We start from the raw sequence: 23,797 nt of genomic DNA, 5'->3' as shown, positions 1-23,797 counted from the left end.
GCCGCCGGACGCCGCGACCAGCCGCACGGCAACGGCGGTCCCGTCCGCGGTGTGGGCGAACACGTTGCCCAGCAAGGCATCCACGCACGCGGCCAGGTCGCCCCGGCCGGTCGCGACCGGAACCGGGCCGGCCGGCAGGTCCCGGAGCAGGTCCCGCTCGGTGTCCTCGGCCAGCGCCGCCCAGAAGTCCACCCGCTCCCGCACCACCGCGGCCGCGTCGCAGCCGGCGCCGGTGTCGTCGCTGCGCCGCCGGGCCGCCTCGATGGTCGCCGTGACGGCCCGCTGCACGGCATCCACCCCGGCGCCGATCCGCGCCGCGTCGTCCGGATCGGGCAGCGCCTCGGCCTCCAGGCGCAGCGCGGTCAACGGGGTGCGCACCCGGTGCGACAGGTCGGCCACCGACTCGCGCTCCTCGCCCAACAGCTCGGTGATCCGCCCGCCGAGATGGTTCAGCGCCCGGGCGACCGTGCCGAACTCGTTGGGCGCCAACGGATCCGCCCGCGCGGTGAGATCTCCGCCGGCCAGCCGGTTGGACACCCCGGCCAGCTCGATGGTGGCCCGCACCAGCCGGCGGGCCAGCCGGTCGGCGACCAGCAGGCTCAACCCGAGCAGCGCGATCCCCAGCAGGGCCAGCAGCAGCCAGGCCCGGGCCACCCCGCGGGTCAGCTCCGGGTCCGGCACGAACGCCCGGACCACGTCGTAGGAGCCGGCCGCGTTGCGCACCGCGAACACGACCTCCAGCCCACCGGCCACCTCCCCGGAGGCGCTCTCCCCCCGCGACCCCAGCTCCACCAGCGGCGAGCGCGGCGCCTCGGCGCCCAGCCGGGTGCCGTCGGCGAGAAACACGCTCAGCCCGTACGGCGAGGTGGCGTCCGCCTGCGCCACGTTCACCGCGAGCCCCGCCGGGTCCGCGGTCGCCACCAGCGAGCTCAGCGACTGGGCCCGGACCGTGGCACCCTGCACCGCGCGGTCCACCGCGACCCCGCGCACCAGCACGGCCAGCGGAACCAGGAACGCCACCAGCACCAGCGAGGTGGTGGCGGCGACCAGCAGCAGGATCCGGCGCCGCATCAGGGTTCCGGCGCCACGACGCGCACCCCGACCCCGCGCACGGTGTGCAGGTAACGGGCCTGCTGCGCGGTTTCGCCGAGCTTGCGGCGCAACCAGGACAGGTGCACGTCCACCGTCTTGTCCCCGCCGCCGTAGGGCAGCTGCCAGACCTCGGCGAGCAGTTCGCGCTTGGTCACCACCTCACCGGCCCGGGCCGCGAGGTAGTACAGCAACGCGAACTCCCGAGGGGTCAGCTCGAGATCCCGACCGTCCACAGTGGCCTCCCGGGTCCGGGAGTCCAACCGCAGCCCGCCGACCACCACCGCGCTGTCCACCGGATGCTCGCCGCCCCGGCGCAGCACCGCCCGGATCCGGGCGTCCAGCTGCGCGGCGCTGAACGGCTTGACCACGTAGTCGTCCGCGCCGGCGTCGAGCACCGCGACGATCTCGGCCTCGTCGTCGCGGGCGGTGGCCACCACCACCGGCACCCGGCTGGCGCCGCGCAACATCCGCAGCACCGTGCGACCGTCCACATCGGGCAGTCCCAGATCCAGCACCACCAGGTCCGGCCGGTTGGCCACGGCCCGCTCCAGCCCGGCCATGCCGGTCGCCGCCGAGTCCACCGCGTGCCCGCGCTCGGTGAGCCCACGGATCAGCGCCCGGCGGATCACCGGGTCGTCCTCGACGAGCAGCACGTTCGGCACGGTTGCCACCGTAGGCCACGGCGGGCCGCCGGTCCGCCGGCCCAGCCCGGCCATGAGCCTGCCATAACCCGGCCTTAACCTCGGCCGACCCATCCTGGGTGGCGATGAACGCGCACACCTCCCGCCGGACCCGAGCGGCCGGCGCAACCGTGGCCTGGCTCGCCACCGCCGCGGCCGCCACGGTCGCGGCCTCGGTGGCGGTCGGCGCGATCGGCAGCGGCATCCTGCCCAGCGCCGAACCGCCGCTGCGGCCCGACGAGGTCGACCGCCGGCTCGCCGCCGCACCCGCCCCGGCCACCAGCACCGCGCCGGCCCGCACCGCGCCGGTCAGCACCGGCCGGCCGGCGCCCACCGTGCTGTCCAGCCCGGGCGGCATCGTCCTGGCCCGGTGCGAACCCGACCCCTTCATCGTCACGACCGCCCCCGGCCAGGGCTACGGCGTCAAGGACATCGAGCCGGAGGACGGCGGCCAACGGGTCCGCTTCGAGTCCGGCCGCAACCGGGTCGAGGTCCTCGTGACGTGTACCGGTGGTGTTCCGAGCGCCACGATCCGTACCCGCTGAGGGGTTCCGATCGGCCCCCGCGTGCAGCACCCTCGAAGGCAGGAACCTACCGATCGGGGGGTGGTCGTGGTGACCGCATCAGGTACGGACCGAAACCGCGCCGGACGGCGGCTGCTCGGCTGCGCGGTGGCACTGGCCGCCGCGGTGGCGGTGCCCGCCGCGAGCCCGGCAGGCGCGGCCGACCCTCAGGTGTCCCGCCAGGCCGCGGCGGTCTGGCCGGCGTGCACGGCGTCGCGCCGGACGCCACCGTGCGCCAGATCGCCCGGGTCTCGGCCCCCGGCGACGGGGTCCGGATCCGGCTCGGCAACCCGTTCGGGTCCGTCCCGGTCCAGGTCCGCGACGCCTGGCTGGGCAACAGCATCGCCCGGGGCAGCGCGCGGCTGGTCCCCGGCTCGAACCGGCCGCTCACCTTCCGGGGCGCCCGCACCGTGTCGATCCCGCCGGGGCAGGTGGTCTGGAGCGACCCGGTGGCGATCTCCGTCGATCCCGGCCGGGACCTCGCGGTCAGCGTGTACGCGCCGGGCGCGCCGGTCAACGACCACAACTTCCCGCCGTTCGCCTTCGACCCGCCGGCCTCCTACATCGGCACCGGCGGCAACACCGCGGCGGACGCCTCCGACGCGGCGTTCCCCAGCCACCCGGTCATTCCCGGGGGCACGACGAGCACCGCGACCGGCTACCACCCCGGCCAGACCTGGTGGCTGGACCAGGTGGCGGTGGACCGGCCGGCGGCCCGCGGCACCCTGGTCACCCTCGGCGACTCGATCACCGACGGGTACCAGGCGGTCGGCCCGCCCGGACAGCGCTGGACCGACCTGCTCGCCGAGCGGCTCGGCGCGCTGCCCGCCGGCCAGCGGCTGGCCGTGGCCAACGCCGGCATCTCCGGCAACACGGTGAGCGTGCAGCCCAACCCGTACGACCCGACCGGCCAGTGCTGTGGCCCGCCCGCCCCGCAGCGCCTGGACCGCGACGTGCTGTCCGTCCCCGGCCTGAGCGCCGTCCTGCTGCTGGAGGGCACCAACGACATCGGCGGCGGCGCCAACGCTCCCGGCGCCCCGGCCGCGCAGGTGATCGAGGCCATGCGCACCATCGCCGCGCGGGTGCACGCCCGGCACGTCCCGATCATCGGGGCGACCATCCTGCCCATGTGCCTGCCCGCCGGCGACCCGCGCGAGACGGTCCGGCAGACGGTCAACGCCTGGATCCGCACCACCAGGGCGTTCGACGCCACCCTCGACTTCGACGCCCTGCTCCGCAACCCGGCCAACCCCACCGAGATGGTCCCCGACCTGCGGGCCGACTGCTACCACCCGAACGCCGCGGGCGACCTGGTCATCGCCTCGCACATCCCGCTGTCCGTCCTGATCCGCTGAACTCATCCGGCACGGGCGATGGCCGGCCGGTCGCCCGCGGCCAGGGTTGGCCCATGTGTCGCTGGCTGGCCTACGCGGGTTCACCCGTTCGGCTCGAGGACCTGCTGTACAAGCCGGACAACTCGCTCGTGATGCAGAGCAGGCACTCCCGGCTGGGCGTGGAGCCGATGAACGGGGACGGTTTCGGGGTCGGCTGGTACGGCGACCGGGAGACTCCCGGGGTGTTCCACAGCATCAAGCCGGCCTGGAACGACCGCAACCTGCGCGAACTGTCGGCGTTCGCCAAGTCCGGACGGTTCTTCGCGCACATCCGGGCGACCACCGGAACGGCCGTGCAGGAGACCAACTGCCATCCGTTCCGGCACGGCCGCTGGCTGTTCATGCACAACGGCGTCCTCACCGGGTTCGCCACGATGCGGCGGGATCTCAGCTTCGCGATCGACCCCGCGCTGTACCCGCGCCTCGAGGGCTCGACCGACTCCGAGGTGCTGTTCTTCCTGGCGCTGACCTTCGGGCTGGAGCAGGACCCGGTGCCGGCGATGGCGCGGGCGGTCGGCCTGGTGGAGCAGATCGGCCGGGAGCGCGGCGTGCGGTACCCGGTGCAGATGACGGTGGCGACGACCGACGGGGACACGCTGTGGGCGTTCCGGTACTCCAGCGAGGGCCGGTCCCGGTCGCTGTTCCACAACACCGACGTGTCCACGCTGCGCGACCAGCACCCCGAGCTTCCGGAACTGCGTGATCTCGCCGACGACGCCCTGCTCGTCGTGTCCGAACCGCTGGGCGACCTGCAGGGCGCCTGGCAGGAGATCGCCGAGTCCACCTGCTTCGTCGCGCGGGGCGGACACACCGAACTGCGGCCGTTCGCGCCCGCCTAGTACAGGTGCGCCGGCACGTCGATGCCGAACCGGGTCCTGGCGTACCGCTTCACGGCGGCGGGCGCGAAGACGACGTGCTGGGCGGCGACGTGCAGGTCCCGGAAGCAGCGCTGCAGCGGGTGGTCGGCGTAGACGGCACTGGCCCCGGCAAAGGTGTAGGCGGTGTCGACGGCGTTGCGGGCGGCCCGCATGGACTGCACCGCGGCCAGCAGGAACCGCGCCCGCGCCGGGTCGTCGGGCACGTCGCCCCGGCAGGCCGCGTCCCACATCGCACCGAGGGCGTCGAAGACGAAGCTGCGCGCGGACTGCAGGTCGCCCTCGGCGGCGGTGAGGGCGACCTGGGCGTCGTCCTCGTTCGCGATGGTGGTCGTGGCGTTGGCGCGGGTCCTGGTCCGGGCGAGGCCGGTGAACTCGTCCAGCGCGCGCCGCCCGACCCCGAGCGGATGGCCGACCAGCAGGAGGCTGGCGAGGGTGAAGAACGGGAACCGCCACAGCGGGCCGTCGTGCGGGGCCGGCCCGAAGAACGGCACGGTGGTGTGTGCGTCCGGAACGGTCACGCCGCGCACCGCGAGATCATGGCTGCCGGTGCCGCACAGCCCGGACACGTCCCAGTTGTCGATGATCTCGACCTGATTCGGCGCCAGCACCGCCAGCCGCCAGTCCGGCCGGCCGTCCACCAGCCGTGGCTCGTCGCCGTCCAGCACGTGCCCGCCGAGGAAGACCCAGTCGGCATGCCGGCATCCGCTCATGAACCGCCAGTGCCCGGTCAGCCCTGAACCGGCGCCGGCCGGCGTGAACCGGCCGATGGGTGAGAACGACCCGGCGGCCGAGATCGCTCGTGCGCCGGACAGCAGTTCGGTGGCCACGCCGGGTTCGAGCCAGGCGAAGAACGAGGTGGCGTTCCCGATCGCCGCGCACCACCCCGCCGAGGCGTCCGCCCGGCTCAACTCCTCCACCACCTCGACCAGCGTGGCGGGATTCACCTCCAGCCCGCCGAGTCCCTTCGGCATGGCCATCGTGAACACCCCGAGCCGCTTGGCCTCGGCCACCAACTCCGCCGGCAACGTGGCGAGCCGCTCGGTTTCCCGCGCCCGCTCGGAAAACCGGTCCGCCAGCGCCGAGACCTGCTCCCGCCACGGATCCGCCATGCGCTACCGGACCAGACAGAACGGGTGGCCGGCCGGGTCGGTGAAGACCCGGAAGCCGTCGTCGCCGGCGTCGAGCCGGGTGGCGCCCAACTCCACGGCCCGGGCCGTGCCCGCGTCGAGGTCGCGCACCCGCAGGTCGAGGTGGGCCTGCTGCGGGTACGCGGGATCCGGCCAGCGCGGCGGGTTGTACTCGTCGTTGATCCGCTGGAACAACAGGTTCCGGCGGCCATCGGTGACGAACGCGCCTTCCGGACCGTCGTAGCTCTGTTCCATCCCGGTGAGGTCGGCGTAGAACCGGCCCAGCGCCGACGGGTCCGCGGCGTCGATGGTCACCGCGAACAACTGCATCCGCGCTCCGACGCCGTCGAACTGGCACAGGTCGAACGGATGCCCGGCGGGGTCGGCCAGGGTGATCCAGTTGGGGCCGTCGGCCAGCCGGGTGGCGCCCAGACCCACCGCCCGCTCGGCCTGCGCGCCGGGGTCCTCGGTGCGCAGGTCCAGATGGAACTGCTGCGGGTAGGCCTGCCCGGGCCAGCGCGGCGCGACATGGTCGGGGGCGCGCTGGAACTCGACCTCCTGGCCGTCCGGCGCCCGCACCCCGAACCGGTCGGAGTCCTGCCGGACGACGTCCCAGCCGGTCAGCTCGGCATAGAACGAACCGACCTTGTCGATGTCGGCGGCGTCGAAGATGGCCAGATCGAGGGCAGCGGTGACAGTCATGGCGCTCATCCTGCTCTACCCCAACGTGTTACGGCAGGTTGACCGTCACCTGCAGCCCGCCGTTGTCGGCCGGGGCGGCGGAAACCGTGCCGTTGTGGGCGGTCACGACGGAGCGCACGATCGACAGGCCGAGCCCGGCCCCGTCGCGCTGGTGGACGCGTTCGGCACTCAGCCGGCGGAACGGCTCGAACAGCGCCGGGACGGTCTCGGCCGGGATGACCGGTCCGGTGTTGCGGATCGACAGGGTCGGCCGGATCGCGACCACGATGTCCACCCGCCCGCCCGGCTCGTTGTACTTGATCGCGTTGTGGATCAGGTTGCTCACCATCCGGTCCAGCAGCACCGGGTCGCCGGACACGATGTTCTCCACCTTGGCGTAGTTCAGGGTGAGCTCCTGTTTGTCGGCCTGCTCGGTGAACCGGGCGACCACCTCGCCGACCAGTTCGTCGAATGCGACCGGCTCGGTTCCCGGCAGGCCACGGTCGCTTTCGGCGAGTACCAGCAGTCCTTCGATCAGCCGCTCGTTGCGTTCGTTGACCGCCAGCAACTGCGCGGCCAGCCGGGACAGATCCTGTTCTCCGGTAACCAGTGCCACCTCCACCAGCGTGCGCTGCACGGCGAGCGGCGTGCGCAGCTCGTGGGAGGCGTTGGAGGCGAACCGGCGCTGGCCCTCGTAGCCGGTGGCCACCCGGTCCAGCATGTCGTCCACCGCGTGCGCGAGCGCTGCCACCTGGTCGCCCGGTCCGTCGTACCTGATGCGCTGCCCGAGGTTCTGCGGACCGAGCTGGCGCACCGTGTCGGTCATGGTCACCACCGGGCGGGCGATCTGGCCGGCCGCCCGCCGGGCGATCCAGAACAACCCGGCGACGCCGGCCAGCACCCCGGCACTGGCGAGCACCTGGGCCCACCCGGGCCAGGGCGGACAGGACCACACCACCCACTCGTCCGGACCCACACCGCCCGCGCACACCGCGTGGCCGGCGAACACCGACAACCACCAGTCCCGGAAGAACGGCGCGCCGGCCGTGAACAGCACCGCACCGGCGGCGAAGCTCAGCACACACAGGGCCATCACCCGCGCGCGCAGGGACCAGCGCATCCGCCTCACCCGCCGAACCGGTAACCGGCGCCCTGCACCGTGTGGATCACCGGCGGGTCACCCAGCTTGCGCCGCAGGGTCATCACCGCCATCCGCACCGCGTTGGTGAACGGGTCCGCGTGCTCGTCCCAGACCTTCTCCAGCAGGTCCTCCGGGCTGACCACCAGGCCGGGGTTGCGCATCAGCACCTCCAGCACACCGAACTCCTTGGGCGACAACGAAAGCGGCCGCCCGTCCCGGCAGGCGTAGCGGCGCGCGCCGTCCAGTTGGACGCCGGCGTGGTCCAGCACCGGCGGCACCGCCGCCACGGCCCGCCGGGACAGCGCGCGCACCCGGGCCACCAGTTCGGCGAACGCGAACGGTTTGGTGAGGTAGTCGTCGGCGCCGAGCCCGAGCCCCTCGACCCGGTCCCGGATGCTCGCCGCCGCGGTCAGCATGATCACGCGGGTTTCCCGGCCCACGGCGAGAATCCGCCGGCACACCTCGTCACCGTGCACCTTCGGCAGGTCGCGGTCCAGGACCACCACGTCGTAGGAGTGCACCGCGACCCGTTCGGCCGCCGCGTCGCCGTCGTAGCACACGTCCACCGCGAAACCGAGATGGCGCAACCCGGCCACGAGCGTGTCGGCGAGCAGCCGCTCATCCTCCGCGACGAGAACACGCATCGAACCCCCAATGCACCGCCGCATGGTATCCACCCACCGCATATGGCCGGGATAAACATCGCGCTTAGCCGGCCGCTAGCCGCCGGCTCGTACCAATCGGCGCATGCGCAAGACCGGACTCGTCGTCCTGAACGTCGCCGTTGTGCTGTTCTTCCTGGCACCGCCCGGATCCTGGTTCGCAGTACCGCGAATCGACCTGGAGGTCTACCGGCTCGGCGCGCAGGTGTGGCGCTCCGGCGGTGATCTCTACGCGACCCTGCCGCCCACCAGCTTCGGCATCCGCCTGCCGTTCACCTACCCGCCGGTCGCCGCCGTGCTGTTCGTGCCGTTCGCCCTGCTGCCGTGGGTGGCGGCGAGCATCATGCTCACCTGCATGTCCATCGCCGCCCTGGTGATCGTGCTGGTCGTGGTGCTGCGAAACCTTGCCCTGCCCCACAAAGTGGCCATCCGGCCGACCTGGCTGCTGGTCGCCGCGTTGCTCCCGGTCGCCCTGGTGCTGGAACCGGTGCGCGAGACACTCCGGCTCGGACAGATCAACACCTTGTTGCTGGCGCTGGTCGTGCTGGACTGCCTGGTTGCCCGTCCGCGGTGGCCGCGCGGCGTGCTGGTCGGGTTCGCCGCGGCGGTCAAGCTGACCCCGGCCGCGTTCGTGCTGTTCTTCCTGCTCCGCGGCGACCGCCGGGCCGCGCTGACCGCCGTGCTCTCGTTCCTGGCCTGCACCGCCGCCGGGTTCGCGCTGAACCCGGCCGGTTCGGTGCGGTACTGGACCAGCACGGTGTTCAACGCCGACCGCATCGGCACCCCGTCGTTCGAGGGCAACCAGTCGATCAACGGGGTACTCGCCCGGCTCGGCATCGAGCGCGGTGTGCTGTGGCTGTTCCTCGCCGCGCTCGTGGCCGGGATCGGCTGCCTCGCCGTCCGGCGCGCCGCGCACCCGGTGGATGCCTTGGGGCTCAACGCTTTCACGCTGCTGCTGAGCTCCCCGGTGTCCTGGTCGCACCACTGGGTCTGGGTGCTCCCTGCCCTGCTCGCCGCCGCACGGCGCCGGCCGGTGCTCGCCGCCCTGGCCGCGGCGCCGTTCCTGCTGTCACCGCACTGGTGGTGGCCGGCGGAGGACGGCGTGACACCGTGGAGCCTCACCCTCGGCAACACCTACGTGTGGTGTGCGCTGGTCGTGCTCGGCCTGCGGGTACGGTCCCGGCATGCCGGACCTGTGGTGGTCGACGGCGTCGCGGCTGGCGAGCGTGACGGCGACCCCCGTCCTCCAACTCGCCACTGACGGCCGGTGGGACACGGCCAGGGTCCTCCCGATGACCCCCGGCGCCCGGTCAATCGTCCACCGGTTCGCGCACACCGCCCGCACCGACCTCGCCGTGGAGATCCTTTGGCCGGCCCAGGCCTTCGTCGGCGCCTCCTGGCCCGTCGCCGCGTGGCCGGGCGTCGCCGCCGCGATCACCCGCGTCCACACCGTCCTCGCCGGCCCACGGCCACCCGGCCGAACCCTCGAGTCCGCGTTGCTGGCGCTGCTCGGCGGCGCCCCCGGCCCGGATCCGGAGTTCGCCGAACTCGGCGCGGTGAACGCCTGGTGGTCGGTCGGCCCCGAACCCCTGTGGCAGCATCCTCACCACCGTCATCTCCAGCGGGCTCAGTCCAACCCCCGGTGGGAACCCCACATCTCCGCCGCCCGGCTCGCCGCCCGCGCCACCAGCACCGCGAGCTCGGGCCGGTCCGGCACCCGGAACGACACATAGGCCCCCCGGCCACCCGCGGTAGGCCGCCCGTACGCCTTCGCCGCGAGGTGTCCATCCTTGAGCAGCCGCACGTTGAGCGTGGTCAGCAGGAACTCCTCTCCCCGCCGGCTGTCCGTCCAGCGCAGTTCCTCCGGAACCGTCACGTTGATCGCCAGGGCACTCACATCAGGATCACCGCTCATTTCCCCACCCTGGCACGCCCGGCCACACCCCGATGGAGTGACTCAGCGGCCGAGCACGTACAACTCGCCGTTGTTCTGCGCGTACACCCGGCCCCGCTGGTCGATCGACACCGGGGTGTAGCCCGCGGCCAGCGTCTTGGACAGGAAGATCCGCTGGCGCAGGTGGCCCCGGTTGTCGATCACGTAGAGGTTGCCGTCCTCGGACAGCCCGTAGACCGTGCCGTCGCGGTCGATCGCGGGCGCGCTGATGCACCACTCGAACCCGTTGGGGTGGGTGCCGTCGTCGACACAGCTGATCGTGCCGTCCGGGTTCCGTTGGCAGGTCCGGGTTTCGGTGGCGGTGAACGACCACTCGACGTCGAGGTTCGCGTCCAGCCGGGTGAGGTTGAACTCCCCGTCCGGGTCGATGTAGTGGTTGTCCTTGGTCAGCAACGAGTAGGTGCCGTCGTGGCGGTACACGCCCGGCGTGCTGTCCCAGCCGAAGTCGTAGCTGGCCCGGAACCGCCCGCGGGCGTCGAACTTCACCAGGTGCCCGCGCGCCCGGTTGTAGAGCGAACGCGAGCCGTACACGACGCCGCCGTCCGGCAGCGCCACCGGCGATGCCGAACTGAAGTCGCTGACCCCGGCGACACCCGGCAGGTTCGTGAACGAGTCGACGCCGACCGCGGTGCCCGGACGGCAGTCGAGGAAGCCCTCGCCGTAGGGGGTGCGGACGCCGCAGCCGTCCTGGAAGCCCAGCCGCAGCGAGGTGGCCCAGCGCAGGCCGAGGTCCGGTTTGAGCGCGACCAGGTAGCCGTAGTTCTCCTGGCTGTGCGAACGGGAGACCGTGAAGATGGTGCCGTCCGGGCCGATCGCGGGCGCCACGCCGATCCCGGGCCGCTGGGACAGGCACGGCGTCTGCGGCGGCAGGGTCGGCGAGCCGTCCGGCTGCGGCGGCGGCGGGAACGGCGGGGGCAGCCCCGCCGTCAGGAACGTCGCGTAGCAGAGGTCGGTTTGCCGTGGCGCGCCGGGGATCAGCGTGCGGTAGTCGACCATGCTGATCCGGTCCCGGGTGGCGCGCACCAGCCAGCCGTGCCCGTCGGTCCCGCCCGACGGGCCCGGTTCGAGCCTGATCACGTTGTAGAGCAAGGTGCCGTGCGCGTCCAGGGTGAGCCCGCCGGACACGAACGTCTGCGGGTCGATCACCCCGCCGAACGGGTCGATCCGCCGGAGCACCCGGCCGGTTGCCTTGGCCAGCTGGAAAACCGTGCCACCGGCGCCGGGAACGTAGACGGAGTCGCCGCTCATGGCGGACTGGACCATCATCTCGAACCCCATCTGGGTCGGCTTCCAGTCCGTGGTGAACGTCCACTTGGGAGCCAGCCGGCCACGCTCCCAGCGCAACGCCTGCACCGACCAGGTCATCCGGTTCAGGTTCGCGGGATCGTGCCCGCACGGCGCGGGTTCGCCCGAGCCGGGCGGGTCGCAGGCGACGTAGGACCCGCCCTTGCGCAGCACGAAAACGTTCCCGTCGCCGTCCAGGAGGGGCGCCGGGAAGTGCACCGCGAGAGCACCGAAATTTTCCGCGGTCTCCTGCTCGGCGAACGGATCCAACACCATTCGGGTCAACAGCCGCAGATCTTGCTGACCGCGCACACAAACCTGACCGTCGTGCGCGGCGCTTCGCCCCCACTGCGTCCAGTCGCAACCGTCCGGCCGGCTGTCGGCGGCGGCGACCGGGGCCAGCCCGGTGACCATCACCAACATCCCGACCGCGGCCGAAAACACACGTCGCCTCATGAGATTTCCTCCCAGAAACTCGCATCGGCTCGACGTAGATCACCAGACCGCTGATCAGTAGACCAGAGTCACGGTTCCGGTTTGATCGCGCTGGGGTCGCAACCGGGTCACGGCCAACCGTTCGGCCGGATCAGGTCAGTGGCCGGTGCCGGCCAGTCCCGGCGGATGTGCCGGCCGGTCGGGTTTGCAAGGGTCGAGATTTTCGTGAGCCTGGTTGGAGAGCGATGAGGAAGCGGGTGCGGAGGGTGGCCGCCGCAGCGGCCCTCCTGATCGTCGGGTCGGGGTTCGGGGACCTGCCGGGGGCGCACGCCGAGCCCGGCTGCGCCGGGTCCGACCGGGTGTTCGCGGTGCGCGCGATGGACGGACGGCTGGCGGAGATCGCGGCCTGCCAGGACGGTTTCGGGGCCGCGGTGGAGGTGGACGCGGCGGACTGGCGGGGATATGTGGCGATCTTCGCCGCGCGGGACGGCGACGCCGCCGTCGTGTACGCGGTGACGCCCGGCGGGCAACTGTGGTGGCGGCGGCAGGAGCGCGCGGGGGCCGGGCTGGGCGGCGCGGTGCGGGTCGGGGCGGACCTCGACTGGAACCAGCCGGTGGTGTTCGCGTCGCGACCCGGATACCTGCAGTTGGGGCGGACCGGGTCGCCGGTCCTGACGTTGCGCCATGAGGCATGGGCGTCCGGCGGTGCGACGGTCGCCCAGCAGGCGAACCTGCTGCCGATGATGAGTGCGCCGTCGATGAGCGGGCTGGGCCCGAATTTCGCCGTGGAAACCTGGCAGGGTATGAACTTTCGGGGCTGGTGGTTCTATGACCGGTGGGGGCGCTTCGAATCGGACGTCTGGTATGTGAGCGGACTGCTGCCGACCGGAGTCGACAGCGCCGCCGGCGCCGGAACGGAGCTCTACGGGCTCGACGAGTCCGGCGGAATCGTGCTGCTGCGGCAGGTGTCCGGGTCCCCGTCATCGTGCCCGCTCTACGACCAGCGGCCGTGGGAGATCACCGCGCGGGCGGCGGGCGACTACGCGCGGGTCGTCGTGCCGGTTGCGGAGGACCCGCCGGGGCCGCCGGCGGTGTCGATGGTGACCAGCAGGACGAAGTGCGGCCTCACCCGGGTCTCGGAGCCATGGGAGTGGCAGTCCGGCGGGCCCTGACCGGTCAGTCCACCCAGCCCTCGCGGACGGCCGCCACGGCGAGCGCGACGCGGTTGGTGGTGCCGAGTTCGGCGAGCAGGGCTCCGACGTGGCGGCGCACGGTCCGCTCGCTGATGCCCAGATGCCGGGCGATCGCGGCGTCGGTCATGCCGGTCAGCACCAGCCGCAGGACCTGGTCCTGCTCGGGGGCGAGCTTGACCGGGCTGCCGTCGATCGAGGTCGAGCGGGTCCAGAGCAGCTCGAAGTAGGAGCGCAGCGCGGCGGTGATCACCGGGGCGCGGACCAGGAGCGCGCCTTCCATACCGGTGGGGCCGAGCGGGAGCAGGGCGGCGCGTTCGTCCACGAGGACGAGCTTCATCGGCAGCCGCGGGTGGACGCGGCACTGCCACCCGGCTTGCTGGGCGATCCGGAGCATGTCGGCGGCGCCGGCAAGCTCGAGGGCGGCCCGGCTGTAGATGTTGCGGAAGCGGACGCCGCGCTCCAGGACCTCCGCCGGCAACGGCCGCGCCGAGCGGGGGTCCGGGGGCCGGGTGAAGTGCTCGGTCTCCAGGCTGGCGACGTCATGCTGGGCCGAAAGGCAGAGCTCGACCGACAGCGCACCGATCTCGTCGCGATCGGTAATGGTGCGAACGACGTCGCGGGAATCCTCCGAATGGATGTTCGCCGAGTGGTAGGTCTGCTGGAGGGTCTGCATCTCGTCACGCAGCCGGAGCAGGCCCTGGTACTGGTCGAGGATCTGCCGCTGCTTCGTGAGGATCGCGTTGTCGACGGCGCGAATTGGCTCGATCGGCACCAGGTGCGGATGACCGACATACCGTTCTCTGGCGAACCCTTTGTCGATCAACTCCCGGGTCGCCGGCGCGTGCGACAGGTCCGGCTGCTCGGCCAGGGACAGGCTGCCGCTCACGATGAGCTGCTCGTAGAGCCGGGCGGCCTGCTCGGAGAGCACACTGGTCAGACCGGTCCGCATCCGTCCCTCCGCCCCGTCCGCGCGCGTCCGACAGAGTGTACCCGCGTTTTGGCCGGATCCGGGCAATGGCCGAATCCGGCTGGGAAATATGCGTCGGAGTCGCGGCATTATTTCTCCCTGGCCGCATACGAAGGAGGCACGGATGAGGCGAAGATTGGCCGCGATGGTGCTCGCCATGGCCGTTATGGCGCCCGTCGGTATTCAGCCCGCCCAGGCGAATACCCCGGCCGGCACCCAAACCGCCGTCGCGGACATCAAAGAATGGGTAAATGTGATCAGCACGGCCTGGAACCTGATCAAGTCCGTGCTCGGGTCGGGTGGGCCGTCGATCGCGGACGCGATCAACCAGATCTCGGCCAAGATCGAACAGGCGAAAACCGAGATCCTCCTGCACATCGACGCCATCGCCACGGCCGAGGCCAAGGCCTGCGCCCGGCACGCGGTGGTGGAGTTCGCCGATGTCAACCTGTTCAACCCCGACGTCCTGCAGGCCTGGACGCAGAACGTGACCGGCTGCGCCATCCTGATCGACAGCCTGCTCGGCAGCGTCACGGACAAGGGCCAGCAGGATCAGCTCGGCCTGGCCCTCAACATCGCCGGCCCGATCGCGGTCGCCGCCCGCATCAAGACCGGCTTCAGCACCTCGCTGCTGACGGAGACGATCCGGCACGGCAACAACGCGATCATCGCCCAACTCGTCCCCACCTGCCGGCAGTGGACGGTGATCGACCCGCCGACCACCGAAACCACCTACCATTGCGACGCCTACAACGGCGACTGGGCCGAAGGGTTCCAGAGCACCTACCGCGGCAGACCGCAGGGCCCCCCGATCAACAGATCAGCCGTAGAGAACCAGGCCACCCGCAACACCAGCCGCGCACTGGCCCAGGCCATCCTGCCCACCATGCCAGCCTGACACCGGAGACCATGAATGCCGCCGCCATACCGGAGCGCGGCATTCCTGGCTGATATCAGCATCTCTTGACGACACGGGTGATCAACTCGTCGCTCACGGTTTCCCCGCCGCTGGTGAGAACCACCTGCGGTGTCAAGGTACGCGGGTTGCAGGTAAAGGAGTCCGGGCCGTCCACACGGATCGAGAACACGACGAATGCATTGCCCTCCGGCAGGTACCCGCCTATGTCCACGCCGGGCCCGGTCAGCTCCGCATCCAGCAAGCGGCCGTTGACATTGCTGGTGTTGAGGATGCGCTCAGTCCCGCGAACCAGTGTCATCTCCGACGGGAGCCCGACATGCAGCGAGACATTCTTCTGGTGTTTACCACTCAAGTTCCGGTACTCGACCTGCACATCGAGCACTGCGTTCGGCATCGTCTCGATCGAGTCGCCGGGCTCCATACCCTGGAAGGACACCAGGAGCTCATCCGAATTCTCCGCCGTGCCGGGCGAAGTCGAAGGGCTGGGTTCACCGCGCCCCGTCGATCTGGTTTCGTCACCGTCCGGTGCTTGCGGCCACCACCACGCGAACAATGCGACCACGACCCCCGCCGCACCAGCGATGGATCCGGCAGCACCCCACCAAGGCCACGAATGGAGCCTGCCGAGGCGTGATCGACGGGTGCGCATTGTCTCGACTCCAGTGGACGTCCGATCCGCACGCGGGCACGCATGCTTGCCTACGGTGCGCAATTGTATGCGCGGAGCGACAATGTGGCGTGCGGAGCGCGTCGCTTCGGTGGCGGTTCAGGGAGTGATCCAGGGCGGCAGGCGTTCACCCGTCCGATAAACGAGCCGAAACTCGTGTCGGGTCCAGCCGGGCCGCTCACCGCCCAGCACCCCGGTGTCGAGTTCGGTGTCGTCGGTTTCGATGAGGCAGATCAGCCGCCGGCCGAACAGCAGATGCCACGGGGCGATCGAGGCCAGCAGGTCGAGGAGGTCCCGCACGCAGGCCTCGTCCTTCCCGCGAACCTGGTCGAGGCCCTTGAGAACCAGGACGAGGAGCGGACGCTCCGCGGTGAGCAGGTAGTCCGTCAGGCCGTCGGCGAAACCCGGCCAGGTGCCGCGCCCGTAGCCGCTCGGCCAGCCGTCGATCGCGGCGATCACCGCGTCGCGCAGGCTGTCGGCATCGTCGCACGACGCCGCTTCCACCTCGACGACCTCGTAGCCCAGTTCGGCGAGATCGGTCACGAGACGCGACAGCGCCCACGCGTGTCGGAACAGGTGAAGATGCCCGAAGTGAAGCAGTTGAAAGTCCTCCGGATGTGTCCCCCGGACAGCGTCGTCGAACACCACCGGGTCACCATAGGGGTCCGATCAGCCAACCAGGTCACGGTCGTGCTGCTCCGGTGCCGCCGCGGGGGTTCGGGGTAGGACGGTGAGCGCGACGAGGACGGCGCCGGCCAGGAGCACGGCGCCGAGCGTCATGCCGAACGCGTAGCCGTCGTTGAGCGCTTCTGGCGTCGCGGTCTGGCCGGTGCGCTGCTGGGCGGCGGTGCCGAGGGCGGCCAGTCCGACCGCGGCGCCGATCTGCCGGGTGCTGTTGAGCAGGCCGGAGGCGGTGCCGCTCTCGTGCGGCGCGACACCGGCGGTGGCGGTGGAGACGACCGGTCCGAGGCAGAGCCCGAACCCGATGCTGCTGACGATCTCCGGGCCCAGCACGTCGGTGACGAACGTGCCGTCGGCACTGATCAGGCTGAACCAGGCGAACCCCACCGCCGTCAGCAGCCCGCCACCGGCCATCAGGGTCCGGGGCGCGACCCGGTAGCCGAGTTTCACGGCGAGCACCGAGCCGACGATCACGCCCAGTGCGAACGGCAGGAACTGGACCCCGGTCTGGGCCGGCCCGTATCCGAGCACCCGCTGGAGGTAGAGCGAGACGAAGTAGAACGACGCGGCCATGGCGGCGCCGAGGAGGAGGTTGACGGCGTTGGCGCCGGCGACCGCGCGGTTGGTGAACAGGCCGAGCCGGATCAGCGGTTCCCGGCTGCTCCGCTCGTGGCGGAGGAACGCGGCCAGCAGCGCGGCGGCGGTCGCCAGGGTCGTCAGGGTGACCGGCGAGACCCAGCCGTGGTGGTCGGTTCGGACGATGCCGAACACGAGCAGGGTCATGCCCGCCGTGGCCAGGACGGCGCCCAGCACGTCCGGGCGGCCGCGCCGGGTGGCCGGCGGGTCGGCGGCGACGCCGTACCAGGCCAGCGCCAGCGCTACCGCGGCCATCGGGACGCTGACGAACATGACCCACTGCCAGCCCGCGTGCTCGGTGAGCAGGCCGCCGGCCAGGACGCCCAGCGCGCCGCCGGCGGCGTTCATCGCGGCCCACACCCCGAAGGCCCTGACCCTGGCCCGGCCGCCGGGAAAGGTCGCGGTCAGCAGCGCCAGCGCGGCCGGGGCCAGCGCGGCGGCCCCGACCCCCTGCGCGGCGCGGGCGGCCACGAGGTGACCGGGAACCTGGGTGAAGCCACCGGCGAGCGAGGCCAGCGCGAACACGCCGAGCCCGAACAGCAGCACCCGCTTGCGGCCGAACCGGTCGGCCGTCATGCCGCCGAGCAGGAGCAGCCCGCCGAAGGTGAGGGCGTAGGCGTGGATCACCCAGGTCAGGCCCACCGCACTGAACCCGAGCGCGGCGGCGATCCGCGGAAGTCCGACGTTCACGACGGACAGGTCCAGCGACACCATGAACTGCACGACCGCCACCACGGCCAGCGTCAGCCCCGGCCGGGCGCGCTCGTCGACGTTTTCGTACATGTACTTAAACTACCCGCCGGGACGGTCCGCTGTCGAGCACGCGACGGGGGAGGATGGACCGGTGTCCCGACCCCGAGCACCGCGCGGCCGCACCGGCCGGCCACCGGTGACCTCCCGCGCCGAGATCCTGGCCGCGGCCCGGCGTCTCATCGACCGGGAGGGCTGGCCCAAGCTGACCATTCGCCGGCTGGCCGCCGAGCTCGGCATCGGGACGATGACGCTGTACCACCACGTTCGGGACAAGGAGGACCTACTCCTCCTGCTGTTTCACGAGTACGCCGAGCAGATCCCGCGCCCCGCGCTGCCCAGCGCGCCACGGGACCGCATCATCACCGCCGCCACCACGATGCACGACGCCCTCGCGGACTGGCCGTGGGCCGCCGAGGTTCTCACCACCGACGGGTTCATCGCCCGCATCGGCGACTCCGCGCGCTGGCTGGTCGAGACCATCGTGGCCGGCGCCATCGGCTGCGGTTGCACGCCCGCACAGGCCGTCTACGTCTTCCGCAGCATCTGGTACTACACGGTCGGCGAGATCCTCGTCCGCACCCACTCCACCGGCGCCGAACCCCCCAGCCCGTTCTTCAGCACCCTGGACCCGACCCAACTGCCGCACCTGGCCGCGCTCGGCGACCAGTGGCCGGCCCTCGCGGCGCGCGACACCTATCCCCAGGCACTGCAAGCCTTCGTCGACGGTCTCCTGACCCAGACCACGCGACCCGGCCAGACCTGACCGTTTTACGCGGTGTAGTAACGGTTGAGGGCGGCGGCCGTGTCGGCCATGCGGGCGCGGAGCTCGGGCGGGTGGAGCACTTCCAGGTCGGCTCCGAAACCGAGGAACAGCCGGTGGGCGTGGTCGAGACTCTCGATCGGGACGGTCGCCTCGACCCGGCCCGCGGCGTCGGGGGCGGTCGCGGTCGCGGTGACGGCGCGGTGCACGGCCGGCTCGACCACCGTCGGCAGGCGTCGCAACAGCGCCGCGGACACGCGGATCGTGGCCGTGCCGGTGTGCCGCCTACGGGCGAAACCGTCCATAGCGGACTGCCAGTAGGCGCCGAGGTCGAACCCGGCCGGCCGGGTGAAACCCTCCTCCAGCACGGTCAGGTCGAGGATCGCCGACACCCGGTAGGTGCTCACCCGGCTGCTCGCGGCCACCAGGTACCAGGTCCCCGACTTGAGCACCAGCCCGTACGGGTCGAGCTCGCGGTCCACTTCGGACGGTTCGCGCCAGCGCCGGTACCTGATCCGGATCCGCCGCGCCCGCCACACCGCCTCGGCCGCGGCCGCCAGCGCCGGGGCGTCGTCGGGCTCGCGGTACCAGGCGGGCGCGTCCAGGTGGAACCGCTCGCGGAACTTCGTGGCCCGGTCCCGCAGCTCCGCCGGCAGCGACGCGGTGAGCTTGCGCCACGCGGCCGCGACTTCGGTGCCCAGCCCCAGATCCCGGGCCGCACCGGGCAGACCCGTCAGGAACAGCGCCTCGGCCTCCGGCTCGGTCAGCCCGGTCAGCCGCGTGCGGTAGCCGTCGACCAGCTGGTAGCCACCGGCGTGTCCGGCCGCGCCGTAGAGCGGCACCCCCGCCGCGTGCAGCGCCTCGACGTCGCGGTACACGGTCCGCACCGACACCTCGAGATCCTCGGCCAGTTGTGCCGCCGTCAACCGCCCCCTGGTCTGCAACAGCAGCAGCAGTTGGACGATCCGGGCGGCGCGCACGACAAACCCTAAATCAACTGACGCCGGATGTCAGTGGACCGGCCATAGCGTCGCGCCATGAACAACTTCGACTTCCTCGTCGGCGCCTGGGACTCCGTGCAGCGCCGGCTCGCCGAGCCGCTCACCGGCAGCGACGACTGGGACGAGTTCACCGGCCGAACCCGCTGCTACAGCCTGCTCGGCGGCGCCGCCAACCTCGACGAGGTCACCTTCCCCGAGAAGGGTTTCGGCGGCGTCACGCTGCGCCTGCTCGACCGCGAGACCGACGAATGGTCGATCTACTGGGCGAACTCACGCACCGGCATCCTTGCCCTGCCACCGGTCGTCGGCCGGTTCGTCGACGGCGTCGGCGAGTTCTTCAGCGAGGAGGACTACCAGGGCCGGCCGATCGTGGTCCGCTACCGCTGGTCCGACATCACCGGCACCACCGCCCGATGGGCCCAGGCCTTCTCCCCCGACCAGGGCCGAACCTGGGAAACCAACTGGGAAGCCGAGTTCACCAGAACCGGCGCATAGCCGAAACCCGTCCCTCGCCTGACCCGTCAGCCGGCGCGGCTCCAGCGGCGCCGGTGCTTGCGCATGAAGGTGACCACGAAGAGCACCTGCAGCGTTCCCTCGACCAGGATCAGCATTGCGCCGTCCACCGCGCGCAAGACGTTCCCGCCCGGTGCGAGGCCAGCGACCAGGTTGTGGAACGCGGTCACGAAACCTTGCACGAGAATCGGCAGGCCGAACAACGCGAACGAGGTGAGCGCCGCCGTGCACCCGACGGACATCGCCACCGCGTAGATCCGAACGGCGCGCCGTTCCCGGGTCGGGAGATCGGTGAGGGGGTCGGTGGTCGGGCGACGCCGGATTTGCTGCCACAGGTGCCGCACGTACGCGATCCCGTCCGGGTACAGGTTCTTCGCCCGCAGCCACTCCATCAGCACGTAGTACAGGTCCGTGCGCAGGTACACCTGGGCCTGCGTGATCATGCTCAACATCTCGGCCAGGGCAAGCGCGCCCAGCAACGCGGCCAAGCCGGGCGGCAGGTCCGCGTACGCGATGAGCAGCGTGCACAAGCACAACGTGAACGCGTCCCAGCGCAGTCCCGCGAGATAGACCCGGTAGCGATCGCGGCGCGGAACCGCCCAGATCGCGGTCACGTCGGTCTGCACCACCAGATAGTGCAACCGGGTGGAGAACCCGATGCGAGCCGGCGCGCCGAACGAGCGCGCGGCCGCGAGGTGCATCAGTTCGTGCACGCTGGTGGTCACCGAGAACATGAAGGTGCCCACCAGCACCGCCAGACCGACGTACGGTGTCCAGTAGAAGTCGCTTGCCGTCGGGATCACGTCTGGCCGGCGTATCCAGGTGAGGACCGCGGCGGCCACCACAATGGCCCAGATCCCGGTCACGGTCCGGCCGAAGAGCCAATGCACGTGTTCGGCGCGCAGCCACGGCAGATGCGAGCCGGGCCGCTCGTCGGCCGGGTCCGGCAGCGCCATTCCGTCGACGGTCGCCGCGAACGACAGCTCCACCAACGCCTCGGCCAGGTCCGCCACATCCAGCTCGACACCGTGGTCGCGGGCGATGCGGTCCTCGACCGCCCGAACGGAGAGCCCGTCGCCCAGCAGCCGGACGGCGACGGCGCCCAGGCGGGGCAGCTCGACGAACTCACCGAGCTCCGGCCGGCCCACCACCACGTCGTCGGAATCGTCGCTTTCCCGGAATGCAAGCGGGTGCAGCCGCAGCACCGAATCCTGGTCGATCACGGTGTGCCGCAGGCCGGGCAGTCCGGATACCGCTGGACATCGATGAAGTACTGGTGATCCCAGCGGCCCAGGTTCCAGTGCAGGATCCGCCCGCGCACCTGGGTCGCGAGGCCGCCGAGATGGTAGACCACCTCGAGCGCGCACAGCTGCCCGGTGACGTTGGCGCTGGCCGGAACCACCGCGTTCGGTCGCTGGCCGGACAGCAGCTTGCGGCCATCCCGAACGGTCTCCTGCGCATCGAAGTCGCGCCGGCCGCACTCCCAGCAGCCGGTCTCGCCCGGCAGGTAGCCGGCGACCACGGTCATCGGGCCGGTGTAGAGCGCCACGAACCACGGAGTGCCGGTCGCCAGGGCCGCCTCGTTGGTCCAGCGCATGATGTCCGGCTGCGGCTTGTCCGCGCACAGCACGAACGCGTCCCGGCCGGTCATCAGCTCGGCGATGTCAGCCGCGCAGTCGGCGCGCCGTTCCTCGCCGGTGACATCGACCAGCGAGTTCATCGCCCGCAGCCGATCGAGCGCCCGCTTCAGTTTCGAGGCGCCGATGTCCTGCTCGGTGTAGAGGAGCTGCCGGCACAGGTTCGGCTCCTCCACGACGTCGAAGTCGACACAGTGCAGTGCGCCGATTCCGCTGGCCACCAGGCCCTGCGCGACCGCTGAGCCGGTGCCGCCGAGTCCGAGCAGCGTGACCGACGCGTTCCTCAACCGGGCCTGCACCTCGTACGGCGACGTGCGGGGCGTTGTGTCAATCCAGGCGTAGAAGTGCCGGGGCGCGGCGTAGCGCGCGGCCTCCCGCTCGGTCAGAGCCTCGGGCAGTGGGGCCGCGGCGTCCTCCGCGAAACCGGCCGCGATCATGTCGTCGATCGCCTCGTCCACCGAGTCCGGGTCGACGTCCGGATGGGTGGCCGCGACGCCGGCACGGATCCCGGCGCGGTCGCGGGTGCCGTCCATCAGCGTGAGGATCCGCTCGATCGCCCCGGTGTCGTCCTCGACCTCCGCCGCGACCCCGTACTGACCCAGTCCCAACCTGATCCGGTTGCCAGGCAGTACGAGGGGGCAGTGCACGGCTTTGATCCGCGGTCGGAGCATGATCGGTTCCTTCGGTCCTGGAGGTCTGGCAAGACGTGCCGGGCCGGCATCGCACCGGCCCGGCCAGCACCCGAATCAGCCCTCGGAGTTGTCGCGCACCTTCGTCGTCTCGAGCTTCTCCAGCTTGCGGACCCGGACCTTGATCTTGACCTGCGACATGGATACCTCCCGGTTGATCGCGCCTCCGACGGGCGCCGCCCAACAACCCAACACAGGGCCGCTAACAAAGGACTAACAGCGCGAACCGCGCGGAACGTCGGCGTGCGGGAGAGCGCACAACCGGGCCAATACGGCCGGGGACTCCTCGGTCACCGCGCGCCTCGCGGCATAGCGCCGGAGCAGATCGAGAAATTGGAAGCGACCCGGCGCGTGCTCGCGGATCAGATGTGCCGCCGTCAGGCGGTCCAGCTCGGCCACGGCCTCGCGGAGCGGAAGGCCGCAGAGCGTTGCCGCGAGGGCCGGGGTGAAGTCCGGCCCCGGCACCAGTCCCAGGCGGCGGAACAGCCGGCGGGTACGTGGTGCGAGCGTGCGGTAGGACAGGTCGAAAGCGGTCTCCACCGATGCCCGCGGGTCCTCGGGAATCGTCAGCGTGCCAAGCCGATCCCCGTCGGCGAGCTCCCGCGTGTACTCCGCTATCGGCTGGGCGGGGCGGGCCACCAGATGCGCACTCGCGATCCGGAGCGCCAGCGGCAGGTGATCGCACAGCCGAGCCAACTCGGCGGCCGCGTCCGGTTCGTGACCGAGCCGGTCCGCGCCGACCATCCGTCCCAACAAGGCCAGCGACTCGGCCGGGGCCAGCACATCAAGGCGCAGCGGCCAGGCGCCGTCAAGTGCGCACAGGCCGCGCAGGTCGTTGCGGCTGGTGACCAGCACCGTGCAACTCGGGGAACCCGGCAGCAGCGGACGTACCTGCTCGGCCGTGCCCGCGTTGTCCAGCAGGACAAGGACCCGGCGCCCGGCCAGCAGCGAGCGGTATGCCAGAACCGCCTCGTCCTGATCCACCGGCACCCGCGCGGCGGGAAGACCAAGGGCGCGCAAGAAACATCCGAGCGCTTCCACCGGGCGCATCGGCTCGTCGAGGTCGTACCCGCGCAGGTTCACGTGCAGCTGGCCGTCTTGGTACCGGTCGGCCAACTCGTGGGCGCAGTGCACGGCCAGCGCGCTCTTGCCGACACCGGCGGGCCCGGAGATCACCGCGACCGGCAGGGCGGTCGCGCCGGCATCGCTCAGTGACTCGGTCAGCCGCCGCAGCTCGGCCGCGCGGCCGGTGAACCCCCCCACCGCGGCGGGCAGGTAGGCGGGCACCGTGGGGCGCCTGGCCGGCACCGGCCGCGACTGAACCGGCGGTGTGAGGGACCCGTCGTTGCGCAGGATCGCCACCTCGAGTGCGTCGAGCTCCGGGCCCGCGTCGATGCCCAGGTCGTCGTGCAGCCGCTGCCGGGTGCGCCGGCACACCTCGAGCGCGTCGGTGGCCCGCCCGCAGCGATACAGGGCCAGCGCCAGCTGAC

Annotated in this window: 26 protein-coding genes; 8 read left to right on the top strand and 18 right to left on the bottom strand. The window is 71.6% G+C overall.

Annotated features, from left to right (window positions below; all coding sequences use genetic code 11):
* Together VFO68_RS10575 and VFO68_RS10570 are read right to left on the bottom strand one after the other, a co-directional pair.
* Window positions 1-1,071: sensor histidine kinase (locus tag VFO68_RS10575; protein WP_325158034.1), on the bottom strand; the 1,071-nt coding region annotated here is incomplete at its 3' end.
* Window positions 1,071-1,754 (bottom strand): response regulator transcription factor, encoded by a 684-nt coding sequence (locus VFO68_RS10570; protein WP_325158033.1) that lies wholly within the window; start codon window positions 1,752-1,754, stop codon window positions 1,071-1,073. The genes VFO68_RS10570 and VFO68_RS10575, both read right to left, overlap by 1 nt.
* 104 nt (window positions 1,755-1,858) lie before the next feature.
* On the opposite strand from VFO68_RS10570, the gene VFO68_RS10565 reads away from it, so the two are divergent.
* The 3 genes from VFO68_RS10565 (at window position 1,859) to VFO68_RS10555 (ending at window position 4,568) form a co-directional block, all read left to right on the top strand.
* Window positions 1,859-2,317: a hypothetical protein gene (locus VFO68_RS10565; protein ID WP_325158032.1), complete on the top strand. Its 459-nt coding sequence runs from the start codon at window positions 1,859-1,861 to the stop codon at window positions 2,315-2,317.
* A gap of 221 nt (window positions 2,318-2,538) precedes the next feature.
* Window positions 2,539-3,690: a GDSL-type esterase/lipase family protein gene (locus tag VFO68_RS10560; protein ID WP_325158031.1), complete on the top strand. Its 1,152-nt coding sequence runs from the start codon at window positions 2,539-2,541 to the stop codon at window positions 3,688-3,690.
* A gap of 53 nt (window positions 3,691-3,743) precedes the next feature.
* Window positions 3,744-4,568: a class II glutamine amidotransferase gene (locus VFO68_RS10555; protein ID WP_325158030.1), complete on the top strand. Its 825-nt coding sequence runs from the start codon at window positions 3,744-3,746 to the stop codon at window positions 4,566-4,568.
* Here the strand turns inward: VFO68_RS10555 and VFO68_RS10550 are convergent.
* From VFO68_RS10550 to VFO68_RS10535, 4 genes are read right to left on the bottom strand one after another with little or no spacing between them, the layout of a single operon-like run.
* Complete coding sequence (locus VFO68_RS10550; RefSeq protein ID WP_325158029.1) at window positions 4,565-5,716, bottom strand: acyl-CoA dehydrogenase family protein; 1,152 nt, start codon at window positions 5,714-5,716, stop codon at window positions 4,565-4,567. The genes VFO68_RS10555 and VFO68_RS10550 overlap by 4 nt on opposite strands.
* A gap of 3 nt (window positions 5,717-5,719) precedes the next feature.
* Entirely contained in the window at window positions 5,720-6,436 is a 717-nt protein-coding gene (locus VFO68_RS10545) for a VOC family protein (protein ID WP_325158028.1), read from the bottom strand.
* Between the two features lie 28 nt (window positions 6,437-6,464).
* Window positions 6,465-7,535 (bottom strand): HAMP domain-containing sensor histidine kinase, encoded by a 1,071-nt coding sequence (locus VFO68_RS10540; RefSeq protein WP_325158027.1) that lies wholly within the window; start codon window positions 7,533-7,535, stop codon window positions 6,465-6,467.
* A gap of 5 nt (window positions 7,536-7,540) precedes the next feature.
* Window positions 7,541-8,200 (bottom strand): response regulator transcription factor, encoded by a 660-nt coding sequence (locus tag VFO68_RS10535; RefSeq protein WP_325158026.1) that lies wholly within the window; start codon window positions 8,198-8,200, stop codon window positions 7,541-7,543.
* Window positions 8,201-8,303: 103 nt separating this feature from the next.
* Between VFO68_RS10535 and VFO68_RS10530 the strand changes: the two genes are divergently transcribed.
* Window positions 8,304-9,479 (top strand): glycosyltransferase 87 family protein, encoded by a 1,176-nt coding sequence (locus tag VFO68_RS10530; protein WP_325158025.1) that lies wholly within the window; start codon window positions 8,304-8,306, stop codon window positions 9,477-9,479.
* A gap of 49 nt (window positions 9,480-9,528) precedes the next feature.
* Here VFO68_RS10530 and VFO68_RS10525 read toward each other — a convergent pair whose 3' ends face one another.
* Genes VFO68_RS10525 through VFO68_RS10515 form a run of 3 tightly spaced genes read right to left on the bottom strand, consistent with a single transcriptional unit; the run spans window position 9,529 to window position 11,912 of the window.
* Window positions 9,529-9,825: a hypothetical protein gene (locus tag VFO68_RS10525; RefSeq protein WP_325158024.1), complete on the bottom strand. Its 297-nt coding sequence runs from the start codon at window positions 9,823-9,825 to the stop codon at window positions 9,529-9,531.
* Between the two features lie 20 nt (window positions 9,826-9,845).
* A complete protein-coding gene (locus VFO68_RS10520; RefSeq protein WP_325158023.1) occupies window positions 9,846-10,133 on the bottom strand; it encodes a hypothetical protein in 288 nt (95 codons plus the stop codon).
* A 42-nt stretch (window positions 10,134-10,175) separates the two neighbouring features.
* Entirely contained in the window at window positions 10,176-11,912 is a 1,737-nt protein-coding gene (locus VFO68_RS10515) for a hypothetical protein (protein WP_325158022.1), read from the bottom strand.
* Window positions 11,913-12,157: 245 nt separating this feature from the next.
* Between VFO68_RS10515 and VFO68_RS10510 the strand changes: the two genes are divergently transcribed.
* Window positions 12,158-13,063 carry a hypothetical protein gene (locus VFO68_RS10510; protein ID WP_325158021.1) on the top strand — a complete coding sequence of 302 codons (906 nt, stop codon included), beginning with the start codon at window positions 12,158-12,160 and terminating at the stop codon, window positions 13,061-13,063.
* A 4-nt stretch (window positions 13,064-13,067) separates the two neighbouring features.
* Here VFO68_RS10510 and VFO68_RS10505 read toward each other — a convergent pair whose 3' ends face one another.
* Window positions 13,068-14,033: a helix-turn-helix transcriptional regulator gene (locus VFO68_RS10505; RefSeq protein WP_325158020.1), complete on the bottom strand. Its 966-nt coding sequence runs from the start codon at window positions 14,031-14,033 to the stop codon at window positions 13,068-13,070.
* Window positions 14,034-14,175: 142 nt separating this feature from the next.
* Between VFO68_RS10505 and VFO68_RS10500 the strand changes: the two genes are divergently transcribed.
* Entirely contained in the window at window positions 14,176-14,949 is a 774-nt protein-coding gene (locus VFO68_RS10500) for a hypothetical protein (protein ID WP_325158019.1), read from the top strand.
* 55 nt (window positions 14,950-15,004) lie between these two features.
* On the opposite strand, the gene VFO68_RS10495 is transcribed toward VFO68_RS10500, so the two are convergent.
* The 3 genes from VFO68_RS10495 to VFO68_RS10485 all read right to left on the bottom strand — a co-directional run bounded on the left by VFO68_RS10495 (window position 15,005) and on the right by VFO68_RS10485 (window position 17,737).
* The gene (locus VFO68_RS10495) at window positions 15,005-15,532 is read right to left on the bottom strand and encodes a hypothetical protein (RefSeq protein ID WP_325158018.1); all 528 of its coding nucleotides are present in this window, start codon (window positions 15,530-15,532) and stop codon (window positions 15,005-15,007) included.
* Window positions 15,533-15,736: 204 nt separating this feature from the next.
* A complete protein-coding gene (locus VFO68_RS10490; protein ID WP_325158017.1) occupies window positions 15,737-16,285 on the bottom strand; it encodes a hypothetical protein in 549 nt (182 codons plus the stop codon).
* Between the two features lie 21 nt (window positions 16,286-16,306).
* The gene (locus VFO68_RS10485; RefSeq protein ID WP_325158016.1) at window positions 16,307-17,737 is read right to left on the bottom strand and encodes an MFS transporter; all 1,431 of its coding nucleotides are present in this window, start codon (window positions 17,735-17,737) and stop codon (window positions 16,307-16,309) included.
* Window positions 17,738-17,798: 61 nt separating this feature from the next.
* Here VFO68_RS10485 and VFO68_RS10480 point away from each other — a divergent pair, with 61 nt between their 5' ends.
* Entirely contained in the window at window positions 17,799-18,470 is a 672-nt protein-coding gene (locus VFO68_RS10480; protein WP_325158015.1) for a TetR/AcrR family transcriptional regulator, read from the top strand.
* A gap of 5 nt (window positions 18,471-18,475) precedes the next feature.
* Here the strand turns inward: VFO68_RS10480 and VFO68_RS10475 are convergent, their stop codons facing one another.
* Window positions 18,476-19,447 (bottom strand): helix-turn-helix transcriptional regulator, encoded by a 972-nt coding sequence (locus VFO68_RS10475; protein ID WP_325158014.1) that lies wholly within the window; start codon window positions 19,445-19,447, stop codon window positions 18,476-18,478.
* Window positions 19,448-19,504: 57 nt separating this feature from the next.
* Here VFO68_RS10475 and VFO68_RS10470 point away from each other — a divergent pair, with 57 nt between their 5' ends.
* A complete protein-coding gene (locus VFO68_RS10470; protein WP_325158013.1) occupies window positions 19,505-19,963 on the top strand; it encodes a hypothetical protein in 459 nt (152 codons plus the stop codon).
* A 26-nt stretch (window positions 19,964-19,989) separates the two neighbouring features.
* Here VFO68_RS10470 and VFO68_RS10465 read toward each other — a convergent pair whose 3' ends face one another.
* From VFO68_RS10465 to VFO68_RS10450, 4 genes are all read right to left on the bottom strand, one after another.
* A complete protein-coding gene (locus VFO68_RS10465) occupies window positions 19,990-21,204 on the bottom strand; it encodes a hypothetical protein (protein ID WP_325158012.1) in 1,215 nt (404 codons plus the stop codon).
* Window positions 21,201-22,289 (bottom strand): ThiF family adenylyltransferase, encoded by a 1,089-nt coding sequence (locus VFO68_RS10460; protein WP_325158011.1) that lies wholly within the window; start codon window positions 22,287-22,289, stop codon window positions 21,201-21,203. Before VFO68_RS10460 ends, VFO68_RS10465 begins: the two co-directional genes overlap by 4 nt.
* Before the next feature lie 75 nt (window positions 22,290-22,364).
* Complete coding sequence (locus VFO68_RS10455; protein WP_325158010.1) at window positions 22,365-22,502, bottom strand: hypothetical protein; 138 nt, start codon at window positions 22,500-22,502, stop codon at window positions 22,365-22,367.
* A gap of 18 nt (window positions 22,503-22,520) precedes the next feature.
* Window positions 22,521-23,797 (bottom strand): ATP-binding protein (locus VFO68_RS10450; protein WP_325158009.1); only part of this gene is annotated, 1,277 nt, incomplete at its 5' end.

Origin of the sequence: Actinophytocola sp., assembly GCF_035712165.1 — a bacterium.
Taxonomy (GTDB): domain Bacteria; phylum Actinomycetota; class Actinomycetes; order Mycobacteriales; family Pseudonocardiaceae; genus DASYTH01.
The sequence above is the reverse complement of the archived record's forward strand: the minus strand, read 5'-3'. Positions and strand labels throughout refer to the sequence as shown.